The organism is Pyxidicoccus sp. MSG2, assembly GCF_026626705.1.
Taxonomy (GTDB): Bacteria; Myxococcota; Myxococcia; order Myxococcales; family Myxococcaceae; genus Myxococcus.
Genome location: NZ_JAPNKC010000001.1, coordinates 10,241,442 through 10,264,312 on the forward strand (window position 1 = coordinate 10,241,442; position 22,871 = coordinate 10,264,312).

Below are 22,871 nucleotides of genomic sequence, written 5' to 3' on the forward strand. Positions count from 1 at the left end.
TTCGTGGCCACCCCGAAGGAGCTCTCAGGCAGCAACAACGTCAACAACACCGTGGTGGGGCCATCCATCCTCATCAGCGGCCGGTTGACGGGCGACGAGGACCTCACCGTCCGTGGACGGGTCGAGGGTGAGCTGACGCTCAGCCGGACGCTCATCGTTGAGCCCTCCGGCGTGGTGAAGGCGAACGTGGCGGTGAGGAACGCCATCGTCAGCGGCGTGGTGGTGGGCAACATCAACGCCACGGAGAGTGTGGAGCTCACCCGCGAGGGCCGCATGGTGGGCGACATCCACGCCCCGCGCGTCATCATCGTGGACGGCGCCAGCTTCCGCGGCCGCGTGGACATGGGCGACGTGGAACCGGGCCGGCTGCCGGCGGAGCGCCCCACGGTGGCGCGTCCGACGACGACGGCGCGTCCCACCCTCGCCCCGGCGCGTCCGGCCCCTCCGGCCGCGCGTCCGACGCCGCCCCCTCCGCCCGCGCGCACGGCTCCGGCTCCCGCTCCGGCCGCCACGCGTCCGAGCGCGGCGCCGCCGGCGCCGGCCGCCCGTCCGGGGGCCAAGCCGATGCCCCCGCCTCCGCCGCCCACGCGCGTGGAAGCCCGTCCGGCGCCCGCGCCGGTTGAGCAGGCAACCAGTGCCGAGCCGCCGTCCGTGTTGGGTGCTGGTGCTAAGAAGAAGGTCGTGGTGAAGAAGAAGGCCCGCTAGAGCGCATCATCCGCGCCACCGACTCCGGTGGCGCGGGGGTGGGCAGACCAGGGGTGCCGCCATGGACGCCGAGCACAGGGTTGACGGACAGGAAGGGATGCCGGGGACTTCGCCCGCCGAGGGCCAGTCGCGCTCGGAGGAGGGCGGACACGCCGAAGGCGCGCCCGGTGAGCACCGCGCCGAAGGCATGCCGCACGGTGAGCACCGCGCCGAGGGGGGCCCGCCAGGTGAGCCTCCCCACGGAGAGCACCGTGCCGAGGCTGGCTCGTCAGGTGAGTCTCCCCCCGGTGAGCAGCGTGCCGAGGGCGACCAGCCCCAGGGTGGCGAGCAGCACGGAGGAGGGTCCTCCTCCGGTGAGCAGCGTGCCGAGGGAGGCGAGCCCTCCCAGGATGCTTCGCGCGAGGCCTCGCCGGGCGGCGAGCCCGGAGCCGAGGCGCAGGGTGGTTCCGAGCAGCGTGAGGAGTCCCAGGTGGCGATGGAGGACGAGTCCGAGCAGGAGACCGACGAGGGCGGGCTGCCGGAAGGGCTGGCCGCGCCGGAGGAGCGCCTGGCGGGGCGGGTGACGCTGGTGTTGATGCCCCTGGAGAAGCTCCAGGACGACAACATGTTCCGCCTGCGTCCGGAGGGTGACGTGTCCGGGCTGGCCACGGACATCGCGCGGCTGGGGCAGCTGTTCCCGGTGGACGTGCGTCCGTCCGGCGAGGATGGCTACCAGCTGGTCTGCGGCTTCCGGCGCGTGGCCGCGCTGCGCTTCCTCAAGCGGGACGCGGTGCAGGCGCGCGTGCACATGGGCCTGTCGGACGAGGACGCGCTCCTCATGTCCCTGGCGGACGCCATCCACGCCACGCCGGTGGAGCCGGAGGTGCTGGAGGCCAAGCGCGAGCAGCTGGAGTCGCAGGGCCGGCTGAGCGCGGCGGTGCGCGACATGCTGGAGAAGGCGCTCGCCACCGAGGACTCGCTGGCGCCCGAGGGCGTGGAAGAGGAAATCGACGCCGACGAGCTGGCGTCGGATGTCTCCGAGCGACTGGGGGCCATCAACCAGGACCTCTCGCTATTGGCGGACGTGTTCGCCGCGCTGGACGACTCGCGCAAGGCGGAGCTCCTGATGCAGCTGCGGTACTCGTCGCAGCTGGTGGCTTACCTGGAGGGTTTGTAGACCATGGCGGAACCGCTCGCGCGCGACCGTGCCCGGCTGCTGGAGCTGCTCACGGAGCGCTCCTTCGAGCGGCGGCGCGTGGTGCTCTCGTCCGGCAAGGAGTCGGACTTCTACATCGACTGCAAGCGCACGGCGCTGCTCGCCGAGGGGCACTTCCTCATCGGCCGGCTGCTGCTGGAGGCCATCCGCCGCGACGCGCCCCAGGCGATGGGCGTGGGCGGGCTGACGCTGGGCGCGGACCCGCTGGCGTCGGCGGTGAGCCTCACCGGCTACCTGTCCGGCCACCCGCTCCCCGCCTTCATCGTCCGCAAGGAGCCCAAGGGCCACGGCACCGGCCAGTGGATCGAGGGCCTCAGCGGCATGCCCGCGGGCGCGTCGGTGGCCATCGTCGAGGACGTCGTCACCACGGGCGCCTCCACGCTGAAGGCCATCGAGCGGGCCCAGGTGGAGGGGCTCAAGGTGCTTGGCGCCTTCGCGCTGGTGGACCGACTGGAGGGTGGACGCGAGGCCGTGGAAGCCGGCGGCCACCGGCTGTTCACCCTGTTCACCCGCAAGGACTTCATCCCGTGAAGAAGCCGTTCGTGATTGTGACACTGCTGGCCCTGCTGGCCGGCTGTGTCACCACTCCGCCCACCGTCGGGCCGGCGGCGCCGGCGCTCGAGGACGAGCAGGCCGAGGAGGCCTACCAGACGATTCTGGCGAAGTACTCGGGCCGGCAAGAAATCTACAACGGTTTCGAAACGCGCGTCTTCGTGGGAGCCACCCTGCAGACGCTGGCCTTCCGCGAGGCGCGGGTGCGCCGCCGGGCGGCCTTCCAGGTGCTGCCGGCCAACAAGGTGGAGCAGCTCCTCGCGGAGGAGCGCGCCCAGGCCGAGCAGGTCCACGAGTTCTTCCTCGGCGTGCACCTCAATGACTACCGCTACGGCGGCTTCGACCTGAAGACCTCCATCTGGCGCCTCGCGCTGGTGACGCCCGCGGGCGAGGTGACACCCACGAGCATCATCCGCGTGGGCCGGACGAACCTCGACACGCGCGCCTACTACCCGTACACGGACGTGTTCTGGGTGGGCTGGAAGCTGCAGTTCCCCACCACGCTGTCCAACGGCCAGCCCGTCATCCCTCCGGGGACGAAGCAGGTGACGCTGCGCATGGCCTCAGCGCTCGGGAAGGCCGAGATGACGGTGTCCGCGCAGTAGCGGCCGGGGCCCCGCGGGGCCTCACGTCTGGGTGTTGCGCCGCAGCCACTTCTCCACGGGTGGCAGGGTGGGGCCGGCGAGCAGCCGGTCCACCACCACCTCGGGCAAGGCGCTCACCGCGAAGGGCAGGGCCTGCGCTTCCGGGACGAAGCCCTCCTGCGCCATGTGCCGGGCCATGGCCACCAGCGGCTGGAAGTAGCCGCGCGTGTCCAGGAGTCCCATGGGCTTGCGGTGCAGGCCGAGCTGCGCCCAGGTGACGATTTCGAAGAGCTCGTCCAGCGTGCCGAAGCCGCCGGGCAGGGCGACGAAGGCGTCCGAGCGCTCCGCCATCAGCGCCTTGCGCTCGTGCATGGAGCCCACCATGTGCAGCTCCGTGAGGCCCGGGTGTGCCAGCTCCTTCGGGCCCATGAAGCCGGGCAGCACGCCCACCACCTTGCCACCGGCGGACATCGCGCCGTCGGCCACCGCGCCCATGAGGCCCACGCTGGCCCCGCCATAGACGAGCGTCAGGCCGCGCCGGGCGAGCTCGGCGCCCATCCGGGTGGCGGACTCGACGTACTCGGGGCGCGTGCCGGGGCGCGAGCCGCAGAACACACAGACGCTCTTCACTTCCATGTCACAGGCCCCCGCGCCGCTCGGGGTGCGCGGCGAAGAACGCCACCACGAGGCTGAGGAAGAGGAGGATGGGCAGGGCGCGCGCGTACACCCGGTGCCCCATCCGCAGGGCCAGTCCGCACGGCAGCCCGAAGAGGAAGCCGCCCAGGTGCCCGGCCCAGCTCACGAAGGGCAGCAGGCTCAAGACGGCCACCTGCGCCAGCCAGATGAACAGCTCCCGCCGGCCCTGTTGCGTGGAGATGGGGAGCATGGCGCCCGCCCACCCCAGAATCATCCCCGACGCGCCCACCGTGGGGGTGTTGAAGTTGAACAGGAGCGAGAAGGTGGACGCGCCCAGCGCGCTGACGAGGGAGAGCCCCAGGAAGCGCAGGCTGCCGATGGCGCGCTCCAGCGTGAAGCCGAGCGTCACCACCACGGACATGTTGAAGACCAGGTGCAGCAGGCCGCCGTGCTCGAACACCGCTCCCAGCAGCCGCCAGTACTCACCGGCCTGGACCGCGGGCCCGTACAACCCCAGCGGAGGGAGCACGCCCACCCGCGCCCCGTTCACCACGATGTACCGGGACAGGGGGAGGAACTGCTCCGCCCCGAACAGCGCCACCGCGCACACGAGGAGCACCTGGCTCACCCACGGCCGGGGCAGGGGACCGGTGGGAGGAGGGGGCGCGCCCGGGGGCCCACCCTCGGGAGGTGGAGCCCCATCCCCACCGCCAGGGCCAGGGGGGAGCGAGTCGAGCATGCTGCCGCGCTGGGGGGACGCCATGACGGCTCACAGCTCCCGGGAGAGCACGGTGTCGCGCAGCCAGTGGTGGTCGTCGGTGTGCGGGTAGTCGAGCGTGAAGTGCAGGCCGCGGCTCTCCTTGCGGCGGCTGGCGCAGTCGACGATGAGGTAGGCCACCTCGGCGATGTTGCGCAGCTCGATGACGTCGCGAGTCACCTTGAAGTGCCAGTAGTAGTCGCGAATCTCCTCGCGCAGCAATTCCAGCCGGCGCCGCGCGCGCATCAGCCGCTTGTCCGTGCGGACGATGCCCACGTAGTTCCACATCAGCCGGCGAATCTCGTCCCAGTTGTGGGTGACGACGACGCTCTCGTCCGACTCCACCGCGCTGCCTGCGTCCCAGGCCGGCGGGTCCTCGGTGCGGGCGGGCAGGTCGGCCATTTCCTCGAAGGCCACCCTCACCGCGCGGTGGCCGAACACCAGCCCCTCCAGCAGCGAGTTGGACGCGAGCCGGTTGGCGCCGTGCAGGCCGGTGCAGGCCACCTCGCCGATGGCGTAGAGCCCCGGCACGCTGGTGCGCCCGTCCAGATCCGTCACCACGCCGCCGCACTGGTAGTGGGCCGCGGGCACCACGGGGATGGGCTGCACGGCCATGTCGATGTTGAAGGCCTTGCAGGTGGCGTAGATGTTGGGGAAGCGCTCGGTGAGGAAGGCGCGGCCCAGGTGCGTCATGTCCAGGTAGACGCACTCGTCGCCGGTGCGCTTCATCTCCGCGTCGATGGCGCGCGCCACCACGTCGCGCGGGGCGAGCGCGCCCATGGTGTGGTAGCGCTCCATGAAGGTGGCGCCGCCCTTGAGGCGCAGCTTGCCGCCCTCGCCGCGCAGCGCCTCGCTGATGAGGAAGCTCTTGGCCTCAGGGTGGTACAGGCAGGTGGGGTGGAACTGGTAGAACTCCATGTTCGCCACCCGGGCGCCCGCCCGGTACGCCATGGCCACGCCGTCGCCCGTGGCCACGTCCGGGTTGGACGTGTACAGGTACACCTTGCCCGCGCCGCCGGTGGCCAGCACCGTCACCTTCGCCAGGAAGCGCTCGATGCTGCCGTTCTCCAGGAGCGCATACGCGCCCAGACACCGGTGGGCGCTGGGGTTGGGCATGCGCCGGTCCAGGATGAGGTCGATGGCGGCCGTGTGCGGGAAGAAGGCGATGTTGGGCGCCTCGTCACACGCGGCGAGCAGCGCGCGCTGCACCTCGCGGCCGGTGATGTCCCCCGAGTGGATGATGCGGCGGGCGGAGTGGCCACCCTCGCGCGTGAGGTCGAACTCGCCGGAGACGTGCTTGTTGAAGTCCGCGCCCAGCTGCACCAGCTCGCGCACGCGCTCGGGGCCTTCCTTCACCGTGACTTCCACCGCGTCCCGGTGGCACAGGCCCGCGCCGGCCACGAGGGTGTCCTCGATGTGGGCGTCGAAGCTGTCGGTGGGGGCCAGCACGCTGGCGATGCCCCCCTGGGCGTAGGCGGTGTTGCTCTCGCCGCGCTCCCGCTTCGTGATGACGGCCACCGTGCCATGCCGGGCCGCCTGGAGGGCGAACGAGAGGCCCGCCACGCCGCTCCCGAGGACGAGAAAGTCGAACCGATGGGGCATGGTGGACAGCCTTAACGACTGTAAGTGCTGGAAACAAGGCGTTTTCTTGAGGACTTTCCTGCGCTTGTCTAAGGTTGAGGGCTGCCGATATGCGTGCCCTTTCCGCGCTCCTCGCCACCGCCCTGCTTGCCCTGCCGCTGACGGCGGGGGCGTCCGAGTCCATCTACCGCTACGTCGAGAAGGACGGGACCATCGTCTATACGAATGTCCCGCCCGCTGGCGCCAAGAAGGCGAAGCAGCTCAAGGGCTCCTTCACGCCCGCGCCGACGAAGAGCGCGCCGGTGGTGGGGCGCAGGAAGACGCCGCCGGAGTTGGATCCGCACATCGTGGCGGCGGCGCTGCGCTACCGCATCCCCACGGCGCTGGTGCGCGCCATCATGCACACCGAGAGCAACTTCAATCCGAACGCGCTGAGCAACAAGGGCGCCAGCGGACTGATGCAGCTGATGCCGGCCACCGCGTCGGACATGTACGTGAAGGACATCTTCAACGAGCGCGACAACATCGAGGGCGGGGTGCGCTACCTGCGCGTGCTCGCCAACCAGTTCGACGGCGACATGGTGAAGATGATTGCGGCGTACAACGCCGGCCCCGAGGCGGTGAAGCGCTACGGTGGCAAGGTGCCTCCCTACGAAGAGACGCAGGGGTACGTGCGCAAGGTGCTCCAGCTCTACTTCCACTACAAGGAGCGCGAGCGGACCGACGAGAGCGGCCCCCGCGAGCCCACATCCCAGAATGACGACGCGCGCGAAGGGGCGGGGGGAGACGAGCCCCGCTGACGACGAGTTCCTCCAACAGCTCTACCGCGGTGGCGAGCTGCTGGCCGCCGGGAAGGTCATCGAGGCGAAGGAGTTCCTGGAGCGCGCCCACCAGCTCCAACCCCGCCAGGAGAAGGCGCAGAACCTGTTGGGCCTCTGCTACTTCAAGCTCGGCATGTTCGACCGGGCGGCGGAGCTGTACGAGATGCTCGTGCGCGACAACCCGGTGGACCCGACACTGCGGGTCAACCTGGGCCTCGTGTACCTGAAGACGAGCGCGCTCCAGCGCGCCGCGCGCGAGTTCGAGACAGCCACCGACCTGGCCCCCGAGCACCAGAAGGCGCAGAACTACCTGGGCCTGACGCTCGCGCAGATGGGCGAGTACGGCCGCGCGCGCGAGCACTTCCTCCTGGCGGGCAGCGACGCCATGGCGGAGAAGATGAGCCGCGCGATTGCCGGCGAGGGCTACTCCCGGCCCTCGCCCGCGCCCGTGCAGCCCGCGAGGGCCCGCGGCATCGCCGAGCTGGAAGGCGGCGAGCCGGTGGCCGCGCCCGCTCCGGCCCCCGCGGAGCCTCCCCGCGCGCAGCCCCGCTCCGGCGGGCTGACGGAAGGGGACTGGGGCTCGCAGCTCGACGCGGGCGCGAAGCCCGTGTCCAGCGCCGCCGCGCTGGCCGCCGCGGCAAGGCAGGAGCCGGAAGAGGAGGAGATCCGCCTCGCGGAGGATGAAGGGCCCAGCGCCCTGTCGCCGTCGGGTGGGGAGGAGCTGCCGGTCCTCACCGCCACGCCCGAGGACGCGGAGGAGCTGGCCATGGAGGCGCAGCACCAGCCTCCGCCCACGCAGTCCCCGGAATCGGAGTTCGAGGAGACCTCCGCCGCGCTCGCCGCCAGCGTGCCGCTCACCCCGGTGCCGCTGACGAAGCTGCAGCTCGCGCGCGCCGTGGCGAAGCCCGGCGGCATGGTTCCCAGGACGGCGGGCCCGGGCCCGGCCGCCCCCTCGGGCCGCACGGATGCGGCCCCAGACGCCGTGACTCCCACTGCGGCCACGCAGCGCGGCGGTGCCACTCCGGCCGCGCCGGCCACTGCCACCCCGAGCTTCGACGCCGCCACCTCTGCGCAGGCTGGCGCCCCCTCCACCGGAGCGCCCTCCACGCCGCACGGGGCCGAGGCGCTCTCAGGCGCCGCCGTGCCCCCGCTGGCCGAGCTGGCGCCCGCCGTGGCGCTGGCGGGCGCGGACGCGGCGCACCCGTTCATGCTGGGCGAGGGGAGCTTCTCGGTGGCGGTGGATGGGGAGCTGCTCACGCGGCTGGACGGGCTGGTGGCCTTCAGCGGTCAGCTCGCCTTCCAGCCGGAGATGAAGCGCTTCCGGGGCCGCGCCACGGACAAGTCCTTCGGCGAGGGCCCGGCGCGGATGGTGCGCGCCCGGGGCAAGGGCGTGCTCTACGTGGAGCCCTCCGAGAAGCGCACCTTCCTCGCGGTGGACCTGGGCGACGAGTCCGCCTACTTCCGCGACGAGTGCATCTTCGCCTTCGAGGAGCCGGTGATGTTCGAGAACGGACGTGTGCCGTCGGACATCGCCCCGGACCTGGACCTGGTGCACCTGCGCGGGCAGGGCCGGGTGCTCTTGAGCCTGCCCGGGCCGCTGCGCTCGGTGCCGGTGGCGCTGGACGGCGCGGTGACGGTGCCGCTGACGCACCTGGTGGGCTGGCAGGGCAACCTCACGCCCCGCGTCGTGCCCCTGCTCAAGTCCCCCACGGGTGAGGTGCTCCGGACAGCGGTGGAGTTGGGCGGTGAAGGTTTTGCCCTCATCGCCCTCGGTGTCCGCTAGAAGGTGCGTGCCATGGCCTCGGACCGAGCGACCCGGAAGAAGCTGAAGCGCGAGGAGCGGGCGCGCCGCCGCGCGGAGCGCCAGCCCAGCGTGCTGGTGCAGGAGTTCTGGAACCTCCCCAACATGCTCACGCTGGGGCGCATCCTCCTCATCCCGCTCTTCGTCTGGCTCACCTACGACGCGGACCCCCTCAACTCGCTGTGGGCGGGGCTCGTCTTCGCCGTGGCCTCCATCACCGACGTGATTGACGGCTACCTGGCGCGCAAGTGGAACCTCATCACCGTCGTCGGCAAGTTCATGGACCCGCTCGCCGACAAGCTCATCGCCATGGCCGCCCTGGTGATGATGGTGCGGCTGGGCCGCATCGCCGCGTGGGTCGTCATCGTCCTGCTCGCGCGCGAGCTCATCGTCAGTGGCCTGCGCACCATCGCCGCCAGCGAGGGCATGGTCATCGCCGCCGGCCAGGAGGGGAAGTGGAAGACGTCCCTCCAGCTCGTGGGCATCATTTCACTCTGCGTTCACTACGTTCACCCGCTGCGGATTGGCGCCACCGACGTCCCCGTGGACTACAACCTCGTGGGCAAGGTGCTCGTCTACCTCTCGGGTGCCTTCTCGGTGTGGAGCGCCGTCGTCTACTTCCGTGCGTTCCTCGCCATGCTCGCGAAGCGTGGAGGCGAGCCCACGGGTGCGAAAAGTGTTTGACGGGGCAGACCCGGCTTTGTATACCCCCCTTCGCTTTTGGCCTGCCGCACCCACCGGCCAGAAGTCAGCAGGAAGCAAGTTCAAAAACGCGGGAATAGCTCAGCGGTAGAGCATCGCCTTGCCAAGGCGAGGGTCGAGGGTTCAAATCCCTTTTCCCGCTCCAATTGAACTTCCTGATGCGGGAATAGCTCAGCGGTAGAGCATCGCCTTGCCAAGGCGAGGGTCGAGGGTTCAAATCCCTTTTCCCGCTCCAAAACGAAAAGGCCCTCTGGGAAACCAGGGGGCCTTTTTGTTTTCAGGCCCCAGCACTCCACCCTGGCGGGCCATGTTCCGACGTCCTTGCGCCTGCAACGGTGACAGCGTGCAGCCAGCCAGGCCAGCGGTGGGACGCGCCACCGGCCCGTATCCTCGCTTCATGCGGCCGGCTTGCTGTATGGATACGCCCGCATGCTTCGCAACCTGCGTGAGCTCTACCAGTATCGGGGGCTCCTGCTCAGCCTGACTCAGCGGGAGCTGAAGGCCCGGTACCGCAACTCGGTGCTCGGCTTCCTGTGGACGTTCCTCAACCCGACGCTGCAGATGGGGGTCTACTCGCTCCTCTTCTCCGTCTACATGCGGCAGAAGATCGAGAGCTACACGTACTTCGTCTTCGTCGGGCTCCTGCCGTGGCTGTGGTTCTCCACGTCGCTGGGCGGCGGCGCCAGCGCCATCAGTGACCGGAGGGATTTGCTCACCAAGGTGCGCTTCCCGGCCCAGGTGTTGCCGGCGACGGTGGTGGCCACCAACCTGGTCAACTACGTGCTGTCCCTGCCGCTGATGCTCGCCCTGGGCCTCATCCAGGGGCACTACCCCAGCTGGCACGTCGTCGTGTTCCCGCTGGTGATGCTGACGCAGCTGTGCGTGACGATGGCGCTCGTCTACCTCGTCTCCGCGCTCAACGTGACGTTCCGCGACCTGCAGCAGATCATCGCGAACCTCCTGACGATGTGGTTCTTCGTCACGCCGGTGTTCTACCGGGTGGACAGCCTGCCCGATTCAGTTCAGCACCTGCTGGTGGTGCTCAACCCCATGGCCGTCATGGTGACGTCGTACCAGGCCATCTTCTACGAGCACCGGCTGCCCGACCCCGGGCCGCTGGCGGCGTGGATGACCATCTCCCTGGCGCTGCTCTGGGTCGCCTCTGGCATCTTCGAGCGGAGGCGCGAGGAGTTCGCGGAGTTCGTATGAGCAGCGACCTCGCGTCGAAGGACGCCATCGTCATCCGCAATGTGGTGAAGCGCTTCAAGAAGAGCACCATCCGGCGCGAGTACACCACGCTGAAGTCCGAGCTGATCCGCCTGCTGCGGGGCAAGCGCGAGGTGGACAGCAAGTCCATGATCGAAGCGCTGCGCGGCGTGGACCTGGTGGTGCCCCGGGGCAAGACGGTGGGCATCATCGGCCGGAACGGCTCGGGCAAGAGCACGCTGCTCAAGCTCATCACCGGCATCTACGCGCCGACCACGGGCACCATCGACATCCACGGGCGCATCAGCGCGCTGCTGGACCTGGGCGCGGGGTTCCACCCGGACTTCTCCGGCCGGGAGAACATCTTCATCAACGGCATCATCCTGGGGATGACGCGCGCGGAGCTGCGCGACCGGATGGATGAAATCATCGCCTTCAGCGAGCTGGGCGACTTCATCGACGAGCCGGTGCGCACGTACTCCAGCGGCATGTACATGCGGCTGGCCTTCTCCGTGGCCACGCACGTGGACCCGGACATCCTCATCATCGACGAGATTCTCGCCGTGGGCGACGAGCACTTCGGCAAGAAGAGCCTCGCGAAGATGACGGAGTTCAAGCGGGCCGGGAAGACCATCGTCATCGTCACGCACGACCTGGGCACGCTGGAGCGCTGGTGCGACCTGGGCGCGTGGATCGACGCCGGGCGCATCCGCGAGTTCGGCCCGCCCGCGGATGTCATCCGTCACTACCGGCAGGCCCTCGAGCTGGCGGAGAGCCAGGGCCTGGCGATGCACTCGCCCGCGCTGTCTCCTGGCGGGGGCGCGCTGCCCGGGCTGGAGCCCGTGAAGGGCACCGAGTCCTCCAAGGTCTCACTGAAGGCGGTGCGGCTGACGAGCACCGCGGGCGCGCCTGTCGAGCAGGTGGACACCGAGAGCGGCGTCGTGCTCGAGATGGACTACGAGACCTCCGAGTGGGTGGAGGACGCGGTCTTCGCCGTGGAGCTCCAGCAGTCGGACGGAACGCTGATGTACGTCACCAGCACCGAGGTGGAGAAGGTCCAGTTGCCCTCACCGCTGCCGCCGACGGGCTCGCTCCGCTTCGTGGTGGAGCGGCTGGGGTTGATCTCCGGCGACTACTTCTTCAACGTCATCGTGCGCTCGGGAGACGGGCAGGTGCATGACACGCGGCGCGAGGTCTGCCGCTTCAGCGTGCGCACCGCCCTCAAGGACGGCGGCCGCATCCGTCCGGCCCACCATTGGTGGGTGAGCCCCGCCACGGCCCCCGCCTCCGAGGCGCCTCCGAGGCGCGTGGGTTTGTGAGCCGGGGACGACAGGAGGGCAGCACCGTGCTCTGGGTGGGTGTCGTCCTGTACGAGAATGCCCCGCGGGAGCTGGAGCGGTTGTGCGCCTCCTTTGCGCTCAACCGTGAGACGGCGGACTTCCATGTCGTGTGGCGGGACAACTCCCCCACCGACGCGCTGCGCACCGAGGTGGAGCGCCTGTGGCCCGGCGCGGACTACCGCTTCTCCGGTGCCAACCTGGGCTTCGGCGCCGCGCACAACCGGGGGATGGCGGAGGCCTTCGCCGCGCCGGCCCCCTGCGCGTACGTATGCGTGAATCCGGACGGGGTGCTGCATCCCCGCTGCTTGACGGAGCTGCTCGCGCAGGTGGCCGCGGTCGGCGCACGCGCGGGACTGGTGGAGGCGCGGCTCTTCCCGGATGAGCACCCGAAGCCCTATGCGCCGCGCACCCACGAGACGCCGTGGTGCTCGGGCTGTGTGCTGCTCGTGACGCGCGGGCTGTACGCGGCGGTGGGCGGCTTCGACGAGAACTTCTTCATGTACTGCGAGGACGTGGACCTGTCCTGGCGCGCACGGGCCGCGGGCTTCGGCGTGCACGTGGCGCCTCGCGCGCTCGTGCACCACTACACCGTGGACCGCGCCATCACCCCGCGACGCGAGCGCATGGTGCGCCGCAGCGCGGCCTACCTGGGCCACAAGTACGGCAACGCGGCCTTCGCGCGGGAGCGGCTGCGCGAGTACCACGCGCTTGGGGGCGAGCCCTTCGAGCTGCCCCAGGTGCAGCGTCCCTCTTCGGCCCTGCGCGACGCGTCCGACTTCGAGCACCTGCTCCAGTTCGCGGAGCCCCGGTGGTGAGGCGCCCCGAGGACATCGAGGGCGAAAGCGAGTCGCTGGCGGCACGCCTGCGTGCCTTCGTGCTTGCCCGAGTCACGGCGACGCGGGGCTGCCGCGTGGCGCTGGTGGGCTCGGATGCGTCGCTCTCGCGCGCGCTGAACGACGCGGGTTGTGAGGTGGTGGAGGGCGCGGAGGCTGGCCCGACGCACGTCGTCCTCATGGATGAGCCTTCCGCCTCCGCCCTGGAGTCGGTCCTCGGCGCGTGGGCCACGGCGGCCCCCGGTGCGGAGCTGCTCTTCGGGTTCCGCAATGCGGGGGCGGGCGCTTCGCTGCTGGCGACCTTCCTGGAGGGGGTGCCCGCGAGGCCGGGGCCCTCGGAGTCCGCGGTTCGCCACCGGTTCGCCGCGTGTGGTCTGCGGGTGCTGACGAGGGAAGCGTACCCAGCACCGAAAGGACGCGGCCCGCTACCCGCCGAGGCGGAGCGCTCCCTGCGCGACGTGTTCGCGCAGCTGCGCCCGGACGCCGAGGACGACGTCGTGCTCTACGCCCTCGCGCGCGAGGCGAATGCGGACGTGAGCACTGCGACCGCCTCTGGGGGCAGGTCGGCCACGTCGTCCGCGTCTGGAGGCACGTTGCCCCCGGCGTCGACGGGCCTGGTGCCGGACCTGCTCAGCGTCATCGTCTGGGCGGGTCCGGAGCATCGGGAGTCCCTCGACGAGGCGGTGTTCTCGCTCGCGTGTCAGGACCAACGCCCGCTCGAAGTGGTCGTGGTGGAGCACTCCGGGGCCGCGTCACCCCCAGGTTCCGGTTCCGCGGAGGCGTGCCTGGAGACGTACCGCCGCATCGAGGACTTCTCGTCCCAGGTGGTGCGCGTCGCGCCGGGCGAGGGATTCAGTGCGGCGTTGCGCGTCGCGCGCGGCCAGTACCTGGCCTTCCTCGATGCGTCGGGGCTCGTCTACCCGCGCCACTTCGTCAACCTCATCGCCGCGCTGAAGTCGGGTGACGCCGCGTGGGCGGTGTCGCGCGCGTACCGGGACGCGCTTCGCACGAGCGACGGGGAGGCCTACGTCGAGACGAAGGTTCCCTTTCCGCTCGGCGATGTCCTGGAATTGGAGCACCTGCGCCGGCACCCGTGGTTGATGAATGCGGTGGTCATCGACCGGGCGCGCCTGGCGGGCATTCCCCTCCACCTCGAGGACCCGGCGACGGAGAGTCCCGCGTCGCTCCTCCTGCGACTGGCGTCCGTCTTCGAGCCCCTGTTCATCAACGGCCTTCCGACGTGTGAGCAGCGGGGCCCGGAGCCCATCGCGCCCGGGCCCGCGCTGGCGGAGGTGCGCGTGCTTCGGCCGCTCGGGGCCTGGGAGGCCACGGTGGGTCGGGCCCGGGACGCGGGCCAGTCCGCGAAGGACCTGCGGCATCGTGTCCTCGACACCCTCAACTCGCGGCTGAAGCAGTGGGTGCCCGGCCTCCACGGGAACGTTCGCGCCTGGGTGTCGAAGTGGAGCCGGTGAAGACGCGGCCCTCCGAGCCCGCGTGGTGTGAAGTCCCTCGGCGGCTCGCGGACACGCGCGGCCTGGAGATTCCCGGCTCGCACCGCTCGGGTTGGAAGGGGCTTGCCGTCACTCGCGCGAAGCGACTCGTGCTGCGCGGGATGGAGCCGATGCAGCGGGCACTGCTGGAGACGCAGTGCCAGCTCAACGCCCTGCTGGTGGATGGGCTCGCGCAGCTGCCCCGGCGCTCCGAGTCCGGGCTTCACACCGTGTTGGCGTCCCTGCGTCAGGCCGTGGCCGGGCAGTGGGACGTCCCGCCCGGCGTGCCCGGCCGCACGTGGGTCGAGCGGCAGCGGGCCTGGAACCGGCTCGCGGTCTCCACGCTGGCGGAGGCCGCCGAGGTGTGGCCCCTGTGGACCCCCTCGCTGGTGGAACGGTGCGCCGAGCTCGCCGCTCGCGCGGATGTATCCGAGGGAGAAGCGAAGGGCAGGGCGGAGCAGTTGTTGCGACCGTCCTGGCGCGAGCTGTGGCGCCGGCAGGTGGCCTTCCACCACGCCTTCGCGGAGGCGCTGCGTTGGGCGGTGGGGATTGCCCGGCCCCGCATGCACTTCCCCGAGCCGGAGGTGTACGAGGCCTGGCGGCGCGCGAGCGAGCCCGTGGAGGTGAGTGCCGCCGCCGAAGCGCTCACGCAACTGAGAGACCGCCCACTCATCAGCCTGGTGGTGCCGGCATGGCGCACGCCCGAGCCGCTGCTGCGCGCGTGTCTCGACTCCGTGCTCGCGCAGGTGTACCCCGACTGGGAGCTGTGCCTCGTGGATGACGGGTCGCCTGATGACGGTGTGGCCCGGGTGGTGGGCGACTATTCGCGCCGCGACGCGCGCATCCACTTCGAGCGGCTGCCTCGCAACGGGGGCATCGCCCGCGCGACGAACGCCGCGATTGCCCGATGCAGTGGGGCGCTCATCGCCTTCCTCGACCACGATGACACCCTGGCCCCGCATGCCCTCGCCGAAGTGGCCCTCCACGCCCAGGCGTACCCGGACGCGGACGTCTTCTACTCGGACGAGGACAAGCTGGACGGGGAGGGCCGCAGGTACGCGCCCTCCCTGAAGCCGGCGCTGTCACCGGACCTGCTGCGCGCGCTCAACTACGTCTGCCACTTCGTGGCCGTGCGGGCTCCGCTGCTGCGTGAAGTGGGGGGCCTGCGCGAGGGCTTCGATGGTGCGCAGGACCACGAGCTGCTCCTCCGCCTCAGCGAGCGCACGTCCCGCTTCGTCCACATCCCCCGCGTGCTGTACCACTGGCGCTCGCATCCGGGCTCCACGTCGATGGACTCGGGGGCGAAGCCCGCCGCGAGCGAAGCGGGCCGCCGTGCCGTGGTGGAGCACCTCGCGCGACTGGGCACCGCCGCGGAGGTCTCCGTCATGCTCCCCGGCGTGTACCGCGTGCGCTATCCACTGGCCGGGCAGCCGAGCGTTTCCATCATCCTGCACGGCTCCGCTCCGGAGGCGTCCGAGGACCTCGCCGAGCGGGCACTCCTCGCCTCGCTGAAGGACACGGCCCTGGACGTGGAGGTGCTCGCTTCCCTGGACGCTTCCTCCAGCCAGGGCGCACAGTTGAACTCCGCCGCCCACGATGCGCGGGGGACGCTGCTGCTCTTCCTCGAGCGTGGCCAGCTGCCGGCGGAACCGGAATGGCTCCAGGAGCTGGTCTCCCAGGCGCTGCGGCCGGAGCTGGGTGCCGTGGGCGGACTGCTCCTGGGCCCGGATGGGACGGTGGATGCGGCCGGACTCATGCTGGGAGGAGCGGCGGGAATCGCACCGGCCCTGTCTGGCATTCCGGACCCATCGCTCACGGCCCTGGGCGGCTCACGGTGGCCACACAATCGCTCCGCGGTCTCCGCCACGTGCCTGATGGTCCGGCGGGAGCTGTTCGACAGGCTGGGCGGATTCGACGAAAGCCTTTCAGACGGAGCCGCGGCCGTGGACCTGTGCCTGCGGCTGGTCTCCGAGGGATTCCGAATCCTCGTCACACCCCACGCCCGCCTCGTTCGGCTCTCTCTCGGGTCCGCTGGCCGGTCCGCCCCGGAGGCCGTGTTCGAATTGCAGGAGCGGATTGGACAGGCACTCGGAGGGGTGGACCCATACACCCATCCCAGCTCCGCATTGACTGACATGGACGAGTCATTGCGGTGACCTGTCGAGCGTCGCGCAGTCAGACTCTACCCCGTGTGCGTCAGGTCGGCATGTGAGCTAGAGAGTGGCGGACACGCGTTCTCGAGAGGTCCGCATGCAGGCAGACGGCAATTGGGATGTGCTCTTGAGGGAAGCTCGTCGCCGGGCCGAGTCTCTGGGGCGGATGTTCCCGCGCGTGGATCGCGCGGTCAGGCCCGCGGTGCGCCTCGCCAGCCGGGCCCTGTCTGTTGCCGCCTCCAGGTCCCCGCAGGCGGTGACGAACACCGTGAGCGTGGATTCGGCGCGCGTGGCTCCCTTTCCCTCGGACTGGCCCCGCGTCCCGTGGGCGCGGTGCTGCATCGACCACATCAACGCGGTGGCGGTGAACGTCCCGTCCCTGCGTGCGCAGGTCTCCGCGCACCCGGACGGTCTGCTCGGCCTGCAGGGCTGGGCCTTCGACCCGGACGCCGAGGTGCAGGACGGCGAATTGAAGATCCTCGTGGATGGGGTGCCGTACCGCGCCTATCTCGGCGACGAGCGCCAGGACCTGGTGCGCGTCTTCAATGCCCCCTCCGCGGGCTATTGCGGCTTCCGCGCCGACGTCCCGGTGAGTGACTTGCGCGCGGGAGAGCACCACCTCGCCTTCGAGTGGGTCACCCCCGGGCGCCAGCAGGTGCTGCGCTGCGAGGGCCGGTTCGAGCTGACCCTGGACCCGAAGGGAGCCACCCGCGACGAGGAGCACTACAACCTCTGGGGACGCACCATCGTCGTGAAGCGCAGCGCGCTGGCCGGGGGCTCCAGCGGTGCGGACCGCCTGAGCCAGCAGTCGCTGCGACATACCTTCCGTGAGCTCAACTCGCTCTTCCTGCTGATGTCGAAGAGCCCATACCTGCACTCGTCGCCGCGCCATGTGGCCGACGATGAGGCGTACGCGCTCATCTACAAGGCCTTCCTCGCCTCCAACGTTCGCGTGGAGGAATACTCGTGCGACCCGGCGGGCTTCGATGCGTACCTCGCGCACGCCCGGCCGCTGTACGACGCCAGGAACTACGTGGCGCACTATGGCGGGGAGCGGGGCTACTACCTGGAGAAGGCCTTCGAGCACTACCTCTCCTGGGAGTACCTGCGGTGGAAGGAGACGGACCGGGTGATGGACCTGGCCTGTTGGATCTCCCCGGCCGCCCAGGTGCTGTCCTCCTGGCGTCGCGCGGACTTCTACGCGCATGACATCACGCTGAAGACGGACCTCGAGAAGCGCACGGTGTCTGGTTACGCCAACGCCATCGAGGCGCCGAATGACTACTTCGACGCGGTGATGGCCCACTGCTCCATCGACAACTTCGAGGGCCGTGCGGACATCGACGTGTTCCACGAGATGGCCCGCATCCTCAAGCCCGGAGGCCGCGCGCTCTTCGTCCCCCTGCACATGGCGGCGCGCGCGGAGAACCTCATCGCGCTGGGCTCGCCGGACATCGAGCTGGATGAAGGCGCACACCTCGTGATGGGTCCGCCGGGCGGGATGCGCTTCGCCCGGCACTACAGCGTGCAGTCCCTCCAGGACCGCATCCTGCGCAACGTGCCGGAGCTCGACTTCCACGTGGTGCACGTGCGCAACCCGCCCCGTGAGGCGTACCCGCCCACGACCACCGCGCGCTTCATGCTGGTGGCCACGAAGCGGGCGCGCTGAGCAGGGGACGTGTCACAACGCCGCGAGGGCGGCCCCGAACAGCGGGAGGCCGCCCCCGCGCGCCCGGGCCTCACGCCGCGACGGACGGGGCCACGGGGGTGAGCAGGGCGAGTGTGACCAGCTCGAACTCACCCGGCCGGTCGATGGGGTCGAACCGCAGGGCCGAGGGCTGCCTGGGCGGCCAGCGCCCGCGGGTCTGCTCCCCCAGGTCCACCGCGTAGTAGCGCAGCTTCCCATCCGCGAGGACGTCGAAGCACAGGCTGTTCTCCTCGGTGATGGGCTCCCAGAAGAGCTGCGCGCGCACGCTGCCGGCGTGGCTGCTCTGGGCCCTCAGCCCCACGACGAGGTGCCGCGCCCCGGTCATCAGCTCGGGCGAGGGCCGCAGCACGAACCACGGGTCTCCCTGGGGCGCCCGGAAGCGTCCGGGCTGCTCCTTGCCGTCTTCCGTCACGGGCACCAGGTCGCCACAGGCGGGAGAGCGCTCCGCGGGCCGGGAAGGCCCGACGAGCACTTCGCCCGAGAACGAGCTGCCCGGGTGGCCCGCCTCCAGCGACTCCAGCGCGTCGAGGCGCGCATCGCCCGGCAACACCTCCTCGGCCTCCACCGGCCAGGAGCGCTTCGTCTGCGTCTGCACCCAGGCGGGCTCCAGGTTGCCCAGCTCCATCGTGCTGGCGAACCGCAGGCTCTGCCGCGCGACGCGGCGCACGTGCCCGAGCCGCTTCCTCAACGTGGGCCAGGGAGCTTCCAGTGGCCGCGGGGCCGCGGCCGGCTTCGAGGAACGCCCCGCACGCTCCAGCAGCCGCCAGGCGAGGACATTCTCCCAGGCCTGGGGCGAGTACTCGTCCAGCGCCAGCCGCCGGGCCGCCCGGCCCATCCGGAGTGCCTCCAGGGGCGTGGTCATCCGCAGCAGGGCGTCCACCCATTCCCCGTGGGTCCGGGCCACCTGTCCGGTGACGCCCGGGATGATGGCCTGTTCGTACTCCGCCATGGGACTGGCGATGGCGGGCACGCCGAAGACCCCGGCCTCGAAGACCTTGAGCGCGCTCTTGGCGTGGGTGAAGTCGTTGAGCGTCTCGAGGGGCGCCACCTGCACGCGGCACCGGGCCAGCAGCCAGGGATAGACGAGGTGGTGCTGGTACGAGACGCGGTCGATGCGCGAGGCGAAGGGCCGCAGCGACTCCGGCACGTCCAGGTGTCCACACAGCAGCAGTCGCAACTCCTGCCGCCGCGCCAGCACGTCCGCGAGCGCGACGGAGATGGACGCGAGGTCCCCGTCATGCGTCTTCGAGCCGCTCATGTAGCCCACATACGGCGTGTGCTGGAGCAGCGGCCGCAGCGGGTAGATGGCGCGCGCCAGGCGCAGGAAGTCGTGGGACAGCAGGTTCGGATGCACGAGCCCGGGCACCCCCAGCTTCGTGGCATGCCGGGCAATCCTGGGCGTGGTGCCAAGGCAGAAGTCGGTGGCCCGGAGCGTCCGGTGGAGCGCCGCCATGTGCTTCCGGAAGGCCGTCTGCTCGGGGCGCGGGGCCTCCGTGAGGAAGGGAAGCAGGGGAGCGAGGCCCTCGTCGAAGATGAGGTCGTCGATGTCGAACCCCACCGTGGCCCCCGCCTCGCGGGCCCGCTGCACGACCTGCCCCACGCGCTCGTTCCACTCCAGCCGGAAGAGGATGACCAGTGAGTAGCGGGGGAGCTCGTCGAGCAGGTCCGCGCCGTCCACATGGGCGATGTTGGCGACCACGCCAGCGGCCCGGAGCTGCTCGCAGGCATGCACACATCGGTAGCGGAACGGGGCATCGTCCCGGGACGTCACATAGAGCACCCGCAGCCTGTCGCGTTCGGCCGCCGGGAGGGGGCCCGCCAACGCCGCCTGTTGCCGGGCCTGCTGCACGTCGCGCCGCAGGGAGTCGACCTCGGGGTCGGACCTCCGCGCGCTGTCATCCTGCTTCACCATATCCTCCTCGAGTTCCTTCATCCGGCCCCGCCCATGCTTCGTGTGTCCGCGCTTCCCTGCTTTCCAAGCAGGCGGATCACGGGAGCCCCGACGCACGAAGCCCTTGATTCCTTTACCAAAAAATATGGTGGACCGCGCCAAGGCCGCGCTTTGACACAGGTCGTCGGCGGCTTGACTTGCACCCGCGAACTCTCTATTCCAGCCCTCGCCAGCCCTGGTCGCGGACGGACGGGAACGGGAAGGAAGTTCGTGAGAGGGGGCCACGCTCCGTCCTCTCCCACCAAGGCATCCGCTCGGTGCTGCCAAGGCGCAGGAGCGGGGGAGTACTCGCGTGACGAAGCAACTGAGAGGCACGTCAGAGCAGGTTGGCACGGACACGGCCGAGGGAATGGCAACACAGGCCGACCTTCAGAGCTCGCTGACAGCCGTCGAAGGCGCGGGTCGACGCGGAAAGCCGGTGGTGAAGCTGGCGTCCCAGCTCCAGGCCGCCGCCGCGGCGGATGACTCCCGAGAGGCGCCGTGCGAGCGCTGCCGCGAGCTGGACCAGCAGGTGCGTGACCTGCGCGAGCTGAGAGACCGCACGCTGGAGGAGCTGGCCCGGGCCCGTGAGCAGCTGAACACGCTGCGCCTGAACCGCGAGTCCTTCGTGCAGCCTTCCGAGCCGCCTCCGCCCGCGCCTCCGCCCCTGCGTTACGTCATCGCCGACCGCATCAACGCCCAGCTCAAGCGCTACCTGGGGCCCGTGCACGTGAACACCCGGCGGGTGCTCGATTTCGCGGCGAAGCGCGGGGGACGGCGTGAAGGCTGACGTCGTGAAGGTGCGGCGGGCAGACGTCGTCATCCCCATCTATGCGGACGTCGAGGTCACCCGCGCCTGCATCGATTCGGTGCTGCGTCACTCCGGTGAGTCGCTGCGGTCGCTGATCCTCGTCAACGATTGTTCTCCCGACCCGGACATGTACCCCATGCTCCGGACGCTGCGCGCGACGGACCCGCGCGTGGTGCTGCTGGAGAACGACGTCAACCTGGGCTTCGTGGGGACGTGCAACCGGGGCCTCGCGATTCGCGGGGGCGACGTGGTGTTGCTCAACAGCGACACCCGCGTCACCGAGGGCTGGCTGGAGGAGCTGCTCGGTGTGGCGTACCTGAACGACCGCATCTGCGCCGTGGTGCCGCTCTCCAACAACGCCACCATCTGCTCGGTGCCGGCCTTCTGCAAGGAGACGAAGGCGCAGGAGCTGGAGGGCAGGCCGCTGGAGCTGGAGACCTTCTCTCCGCGCTACACCGAGGTGCCCACCGGCGTGGGCTTCTGCCTGCTGCTGCGCCACGTGGCGCTCAACATGCTGGGCGGTCTCGACCCGGCGTATGGCCGGGGCTACAACGAGGAGAACGACTGGTGCCTGCGCGCGCAGCGTCTCGGCCTCCAGATCGTGCGTGCCAACCGCGCCCTCGTCTACCACCTGGGCTCCATCTCCTTCGGTGAGGAGCGCAACGAGCTGGAGCGGCTGAACGCGCGGCGCCTGCATGCCCGCTACCCGCACTACCCGGAGCACGTCGGCAGCTTCGTGAGGACCACCGACGCCCATGTCGCCGCGCACTACGTGCGCAGGCGCCTGGGTGAGGTGGCCGCCTGCCTCGACGGCCGCCACATCGTGGGCCTGAAGGAGAACGGGACGGGCGTCCACGCGGCGGAGCTCGCCAAGGCGCTCGTCAAGCACACCGACGTGAAGCTGTCCGTGTGGGTGAGCAGCCCGGAGCAGCGCAAGTTCTTCGAGCGGCAGGGTGTGCGCACTGTCGAGGCGCTGGACACGCCGCCGCCGCAGGTATTGCACCGGTCGGCACAGGTGCTGCGTCCCGAGGAGCTGCGCAGCCTGCTGGATGCTCCCAGCCACGCCGTCATCTCGTACCAGGACCTCATCGCCTACCGGGCGCCGACCACCCATCCGAACTACGGGCTGTTCCGCCGCTACCGCGCGCTGTCCTTCGCCTCGCTGCACGCCGCGCAGGCCGTCATCGCCATCTCCGAGCACAACCGCCAGGAGATCATCTCCGAGTTCCAGGTCCCGCCCGAGCGCGTGCACACCGTCCACCTCGGCGTGGACGTGGACTCCTTCGCGGACCGCGACGAGACGGCCAACCAGAAGGTGCTGGAGAAGCACTCCCTGGTGGGGCCCTTCCTGCTGAGCGCGGGCAGCGACTTCGCGCACAAGAACCTGCGGCTGCTGGTGGAGGGCTACCAGTTGTTCCGCGCGGGCTGGAAGCACCGCTCGCCGGTGCCCAAGCTGATCTTCATCGGGCCGCGCACCAAGGGCCGCGGGGCGCTGTACGACGACGGCCAGTGGCCCGAGGGCGTGCGGTACCTGGGCACGGTGGCGCCGGACGAGGTCCGCGCGCTGTTCCAGGAGTCGTCCGCCTACTTCTTCCCCACCGCCTACGAGGGCTTCGGCCTGCCGGTGCTGGAGGCGATGGCCGCGGGCACGCCGGTGGTGTGCTCCAGCCTGACCTCGGTGCCCGAAGTCGCCGGAGACGCCGCGCTCTACCTGGAGTCGTTCTCTCCGGAGGAGATCGCCGCGCGCATGCTGTCCGTCACGACGGACGCGGGGCTGCGCAAGCACCTGGTGGCCGCGGGGCACGAACAGGTGAAGCGTTTCACCTGGAAGGAGACCGCCCGGCGCACGGAGGCGGTCTACCAGTCCGTCATCGACAGCCCTGCCCAGGTGACGCTGCACCAGAAGCGCGCGCTGGCGCTCATCTTCGAGCAGTGGGCCTCCGCCGAGGAGCGGGCCCACATCGCCGAGCACCACCTCCACCACGCGTCTCAGCCGGTGGCCTCCGGGCCGGGAATCCTGCGCACCCTCCGGGGGCGTTTCAGCCGGCGCTGACCCGGGTCAGCGC

General features: G+C 70.5%; 19 protein-coding genes and 2 tRNA genes. 17 read left to right on the forward strand and 4 right to left on the reverse strand.

Annotated elements, in window-relative coordinates:
* Positions 1-3 precede the first annotated feature (3 nt).
* From bacP to OV427_RS40010, 4 genes are all read left to right on the forward strand, one after another.
* Positions 4-705, forward strand: coding sequence for a bactofilin BacP (gene bacP / locus OV427_RS39995; RefSeq protein ID WP_267861484.1), 702 nt, complete (start codon positions 4-6; stop codon positions 703-705).
* A gap of 61 nt (positions 706-766) precedes the next feature.
* On the forward strand, positions 767-1,861 hold the full coding sequence (locus OV427_RS40000; RefSeq protein WP_267861485.1) for a ParB/RepB/Spo0J family partition protein: 1,095 nt from the start codon (positions 767-769) through the stop codon (positions 1,859-1,861).
* 3 nt (positions 1,862-1,864) lie between these two features.
* On the forward strand, positions 1,865-2,431 hold the full coding sequence (pyrE, locus tag OV427_RS40005) for an orotate phosphoribosyltransferase (protein WP_267861486.1): 567 nt from the start codon (positions 1,865-1,867) through the stop codon (positions 2,429-2,431).
* Positions 2,428-3,057 carry a hypothetical protein gene (locus OV427_RS40010; RefSeq protein ID WP_267861487.1) on the forward strand — a complete coding sequence of 210 codons (630 nt, stop codon included), beginning with the start codon at positions 2,428-2,430 and terminating at the stop codon, positions 3,055-3,057. Before pyrE ends, OV427_RS40010 begins: the two co-directional genes overlap by 4 nt.
* 21 nt (positions 3,058-3,078) lie before the next feature.
* On the opposite strand, the gene OV427_RS40015 is transcribed toward OV427_RS40010, so the two are convergent.
* The 3 genes from OV427_RS40015 to nadB are packed head-to-tail and all read right to left on the reverse strand — an operon-like array spanning position 3,079 to position 6,031.
* Positions 3,079-3,672, reverse strand: a complete 594-nt coding sequence (locus OV427_RS40015; protein WP_267861488.1) for a TIGR00730 family Rossman fold protein — start codon at positions 3,670-3,672, stop codon at positions 3,079-3,081.
* Position 3,673: 1 nt separating this feature from the next.
* Positions 3,674-4,435 (reverse strand): rhomboid family intramembrane serine protease, encoded by a 762-nt coding sequence (locus tag OV427_RS40020; RefSeq protein WP_267861489.1) that lies wholly within the window; start codon positions 4,433-4,435, stop codon positions 3,674-3,676.
* Positions 4,436-4,441: 6 nt separating this feature from the next.
* Positions 4,442-6,031, reverse strand: a complete 1,590-nt coding sequence (nadB, locus tag OV427_RS40025; RefSeq protein ID WP_267861490.1) for an L-aspartate oxidase — start codon at positions 6,029-6,031, stop codon at positions 4,442-4,444.
* 89 nt (positions 6,032-6,120) lie between these two features.
* Between nadB and OV427_RS40030 the strand changes: the two genes are divergently transcribed.
* The 11 genes from OV427_RS40030 (at position 6,121) to OV427_RS40080 (ending at position 18,025) form a co-directional block, all read left to right on the forward strand.
* On the forward strand, positions 6,121-6,810 hold the full coding sequence (locus OV427_RS40030) for a lytic transglycosylase domain-containing protein (protein ID WP_267861491.1): 690 nt from the start codon (positions 6,121-6,123) through the stop codon (positions 6,808-6,810).
* Positions 6,767-8,614, forward strand: coding sequence for a tetratricopeptide repeat protein (locus tag OV427_RS40035; protein ID WP_267861492.1), 1,848 nt, complete (start codon positions 6,767-6,769; stop codon positions 8,612-8,614). The genes OV427_RS40030 and OV427_RS40035 overlap by 44 nt, the downstream gene beginning before the upstream one ends.
* Positions 8,615-8,626: 12 nt before the next feature.
* On the forward strand, positions 8,627-9,316 hold the full coding sequence (gene pgsA / locus OV427_RS40040; RefSeq protein ID WP_163998298.1) for a CDP-diacylglycerol--glycerol-3-phosphate 3-phosphatidyltransferase: 690 nt from the start codon (positions 8,627-8,629) through the stop codon (positions 9,314-9,316).
* 88 nt (positions 9,317-9,404) lie between these two features.
* Positions 9,405-9,479, forward strand: a tRNA-Gly gene (locus OV427_RS40045).
* A gap of 15 nt (positions 9,480-9,494) precedes the next feature.
* Positions 9,495-9,569 (forward strand) — tRNA-Gly (locus OV427_RS40050).
* Between the two features lie 194 nt (positions 9,570-9,763).
* Positions 9,764-10,543, forward strand: coding sequence for an ABC transporter permease (locus tag OV427_RS40055; RefSeq protein WP_267861493.1), 780 nt, complete (start codon positions 9,764-9,766; stop codon positions 10,541-10,543).
* Positions 10,540-11,859, forward strand: a complete 1,320-nt coding sequence (locus OV427_RS40060) for an ABC transporter ATP-binding protein (protein ID WP_267861494.1) — start codon at positions 10,540-10,542, stop codon at positions 11,857-11,859. The genes OV427_RS40055 and OV427_RS40060 overlap by 4 nt, the downstream gene beginning before the upstream one ends.
* Before the next feature lie 26 nt (positions 11,860-11,885).
* Positions 11,886-12,695 (forward strand): glycosyltransferase family 2 protein, encoded by an 810-nt coding sequence (locus OV427_RS40065; RefSeq protein ID WP_267861495.1) that lies wholly within the window; start codon positions 11,886-11,888, stop codon positions 12,693-12,695.
* The gene (locus tag OV427_RS40070) at positions 12,692-14,185 is read left to right on the forward strand and encodes a glycosyltransferase family 2 protein (protein ID WP_267861496.1); all 1,494 of its coding nucleotides are present in this window, start codon (positions 12,692-12,694) and stop codon (positions 14,183-14,185) included. The genes OV427_RS40065 and OV427_RS40070 overlap by 4 nt, the downstream gene beginning before the upstream one ends.
* Positions 14,182-16,359, forward strand: coding sequence for a glycosyltransferase family 2 protein (locus tag OV427_RS40075; RefSeq protein ID WP_267861497.1), 2,178 nt, complete (start codon positions 14,182-14,184; stop codon positions 16,357-16,359). The genes OV427_RS40070 and OV427_RS40075 overlap by 4 nt, the downstream gene beginning before the upstream one ends.
* Before the next feature lie 175 nt (positions 16,360-16,534).
* Positions 16,535-18,025, forward strand: a complete 1,491-nt coding sequence (locus OV427_RS40080; RefSeq protein WP_267861498.1) for a class I SAM-dependent methyltransferase — start codon at positions 16,535-16,537, stop codon at positions 18,023-18,025.
* A gap of 70 nt (positions 18,026-18,095) precedes the next feature.
* Here OV427_RS40080 and OV427_RS40085 read toward each other — a convergent pair whose 3' ends face one another.
* Complete coding sequence (locus tag OV427_RS40085; RefSeq protein ID WP_267861499.1) at positions 18,096-19,976, reverse strand: glycosyltransferase family protein; 1,881 nt, start codon at positions 19,974-19,976, stop codon at positions 18,096-18,098.
* Positions 19,977-20,436: 460 nt separating this feature from the next.
* Between OV427_RS40085 and OV427_RS40090 the strand changes: the two genes are divergently transcribed.
* Positions 20,437-20,784, forward strand: a complete 348-nt coding sequence (locus tag OV427_RS40090) for a hypothetical protein (RefSeq protein WP_267861500.1) — start codon at positions 20,437-20,439, stop codon at positions 20,782-20,784.
* Positions 20,774-22,858 (forward strand): glycosyltransferase, encoded by a 2,085-nt coding sequence (locus OV427_RS40095; RefSeq protein WP_267861501.1) that lies wholly within the window; start codon positions 20,774-20,776, stop codon positions 22,856-22,858. Before OV427_RS40090 ends, OV427_RS40095 begins: the two co-directional genes overlap by 11 nt.
* The last annotated feature ends 13 nt before the right edge of the window (positions 22,859-22,871 follow it).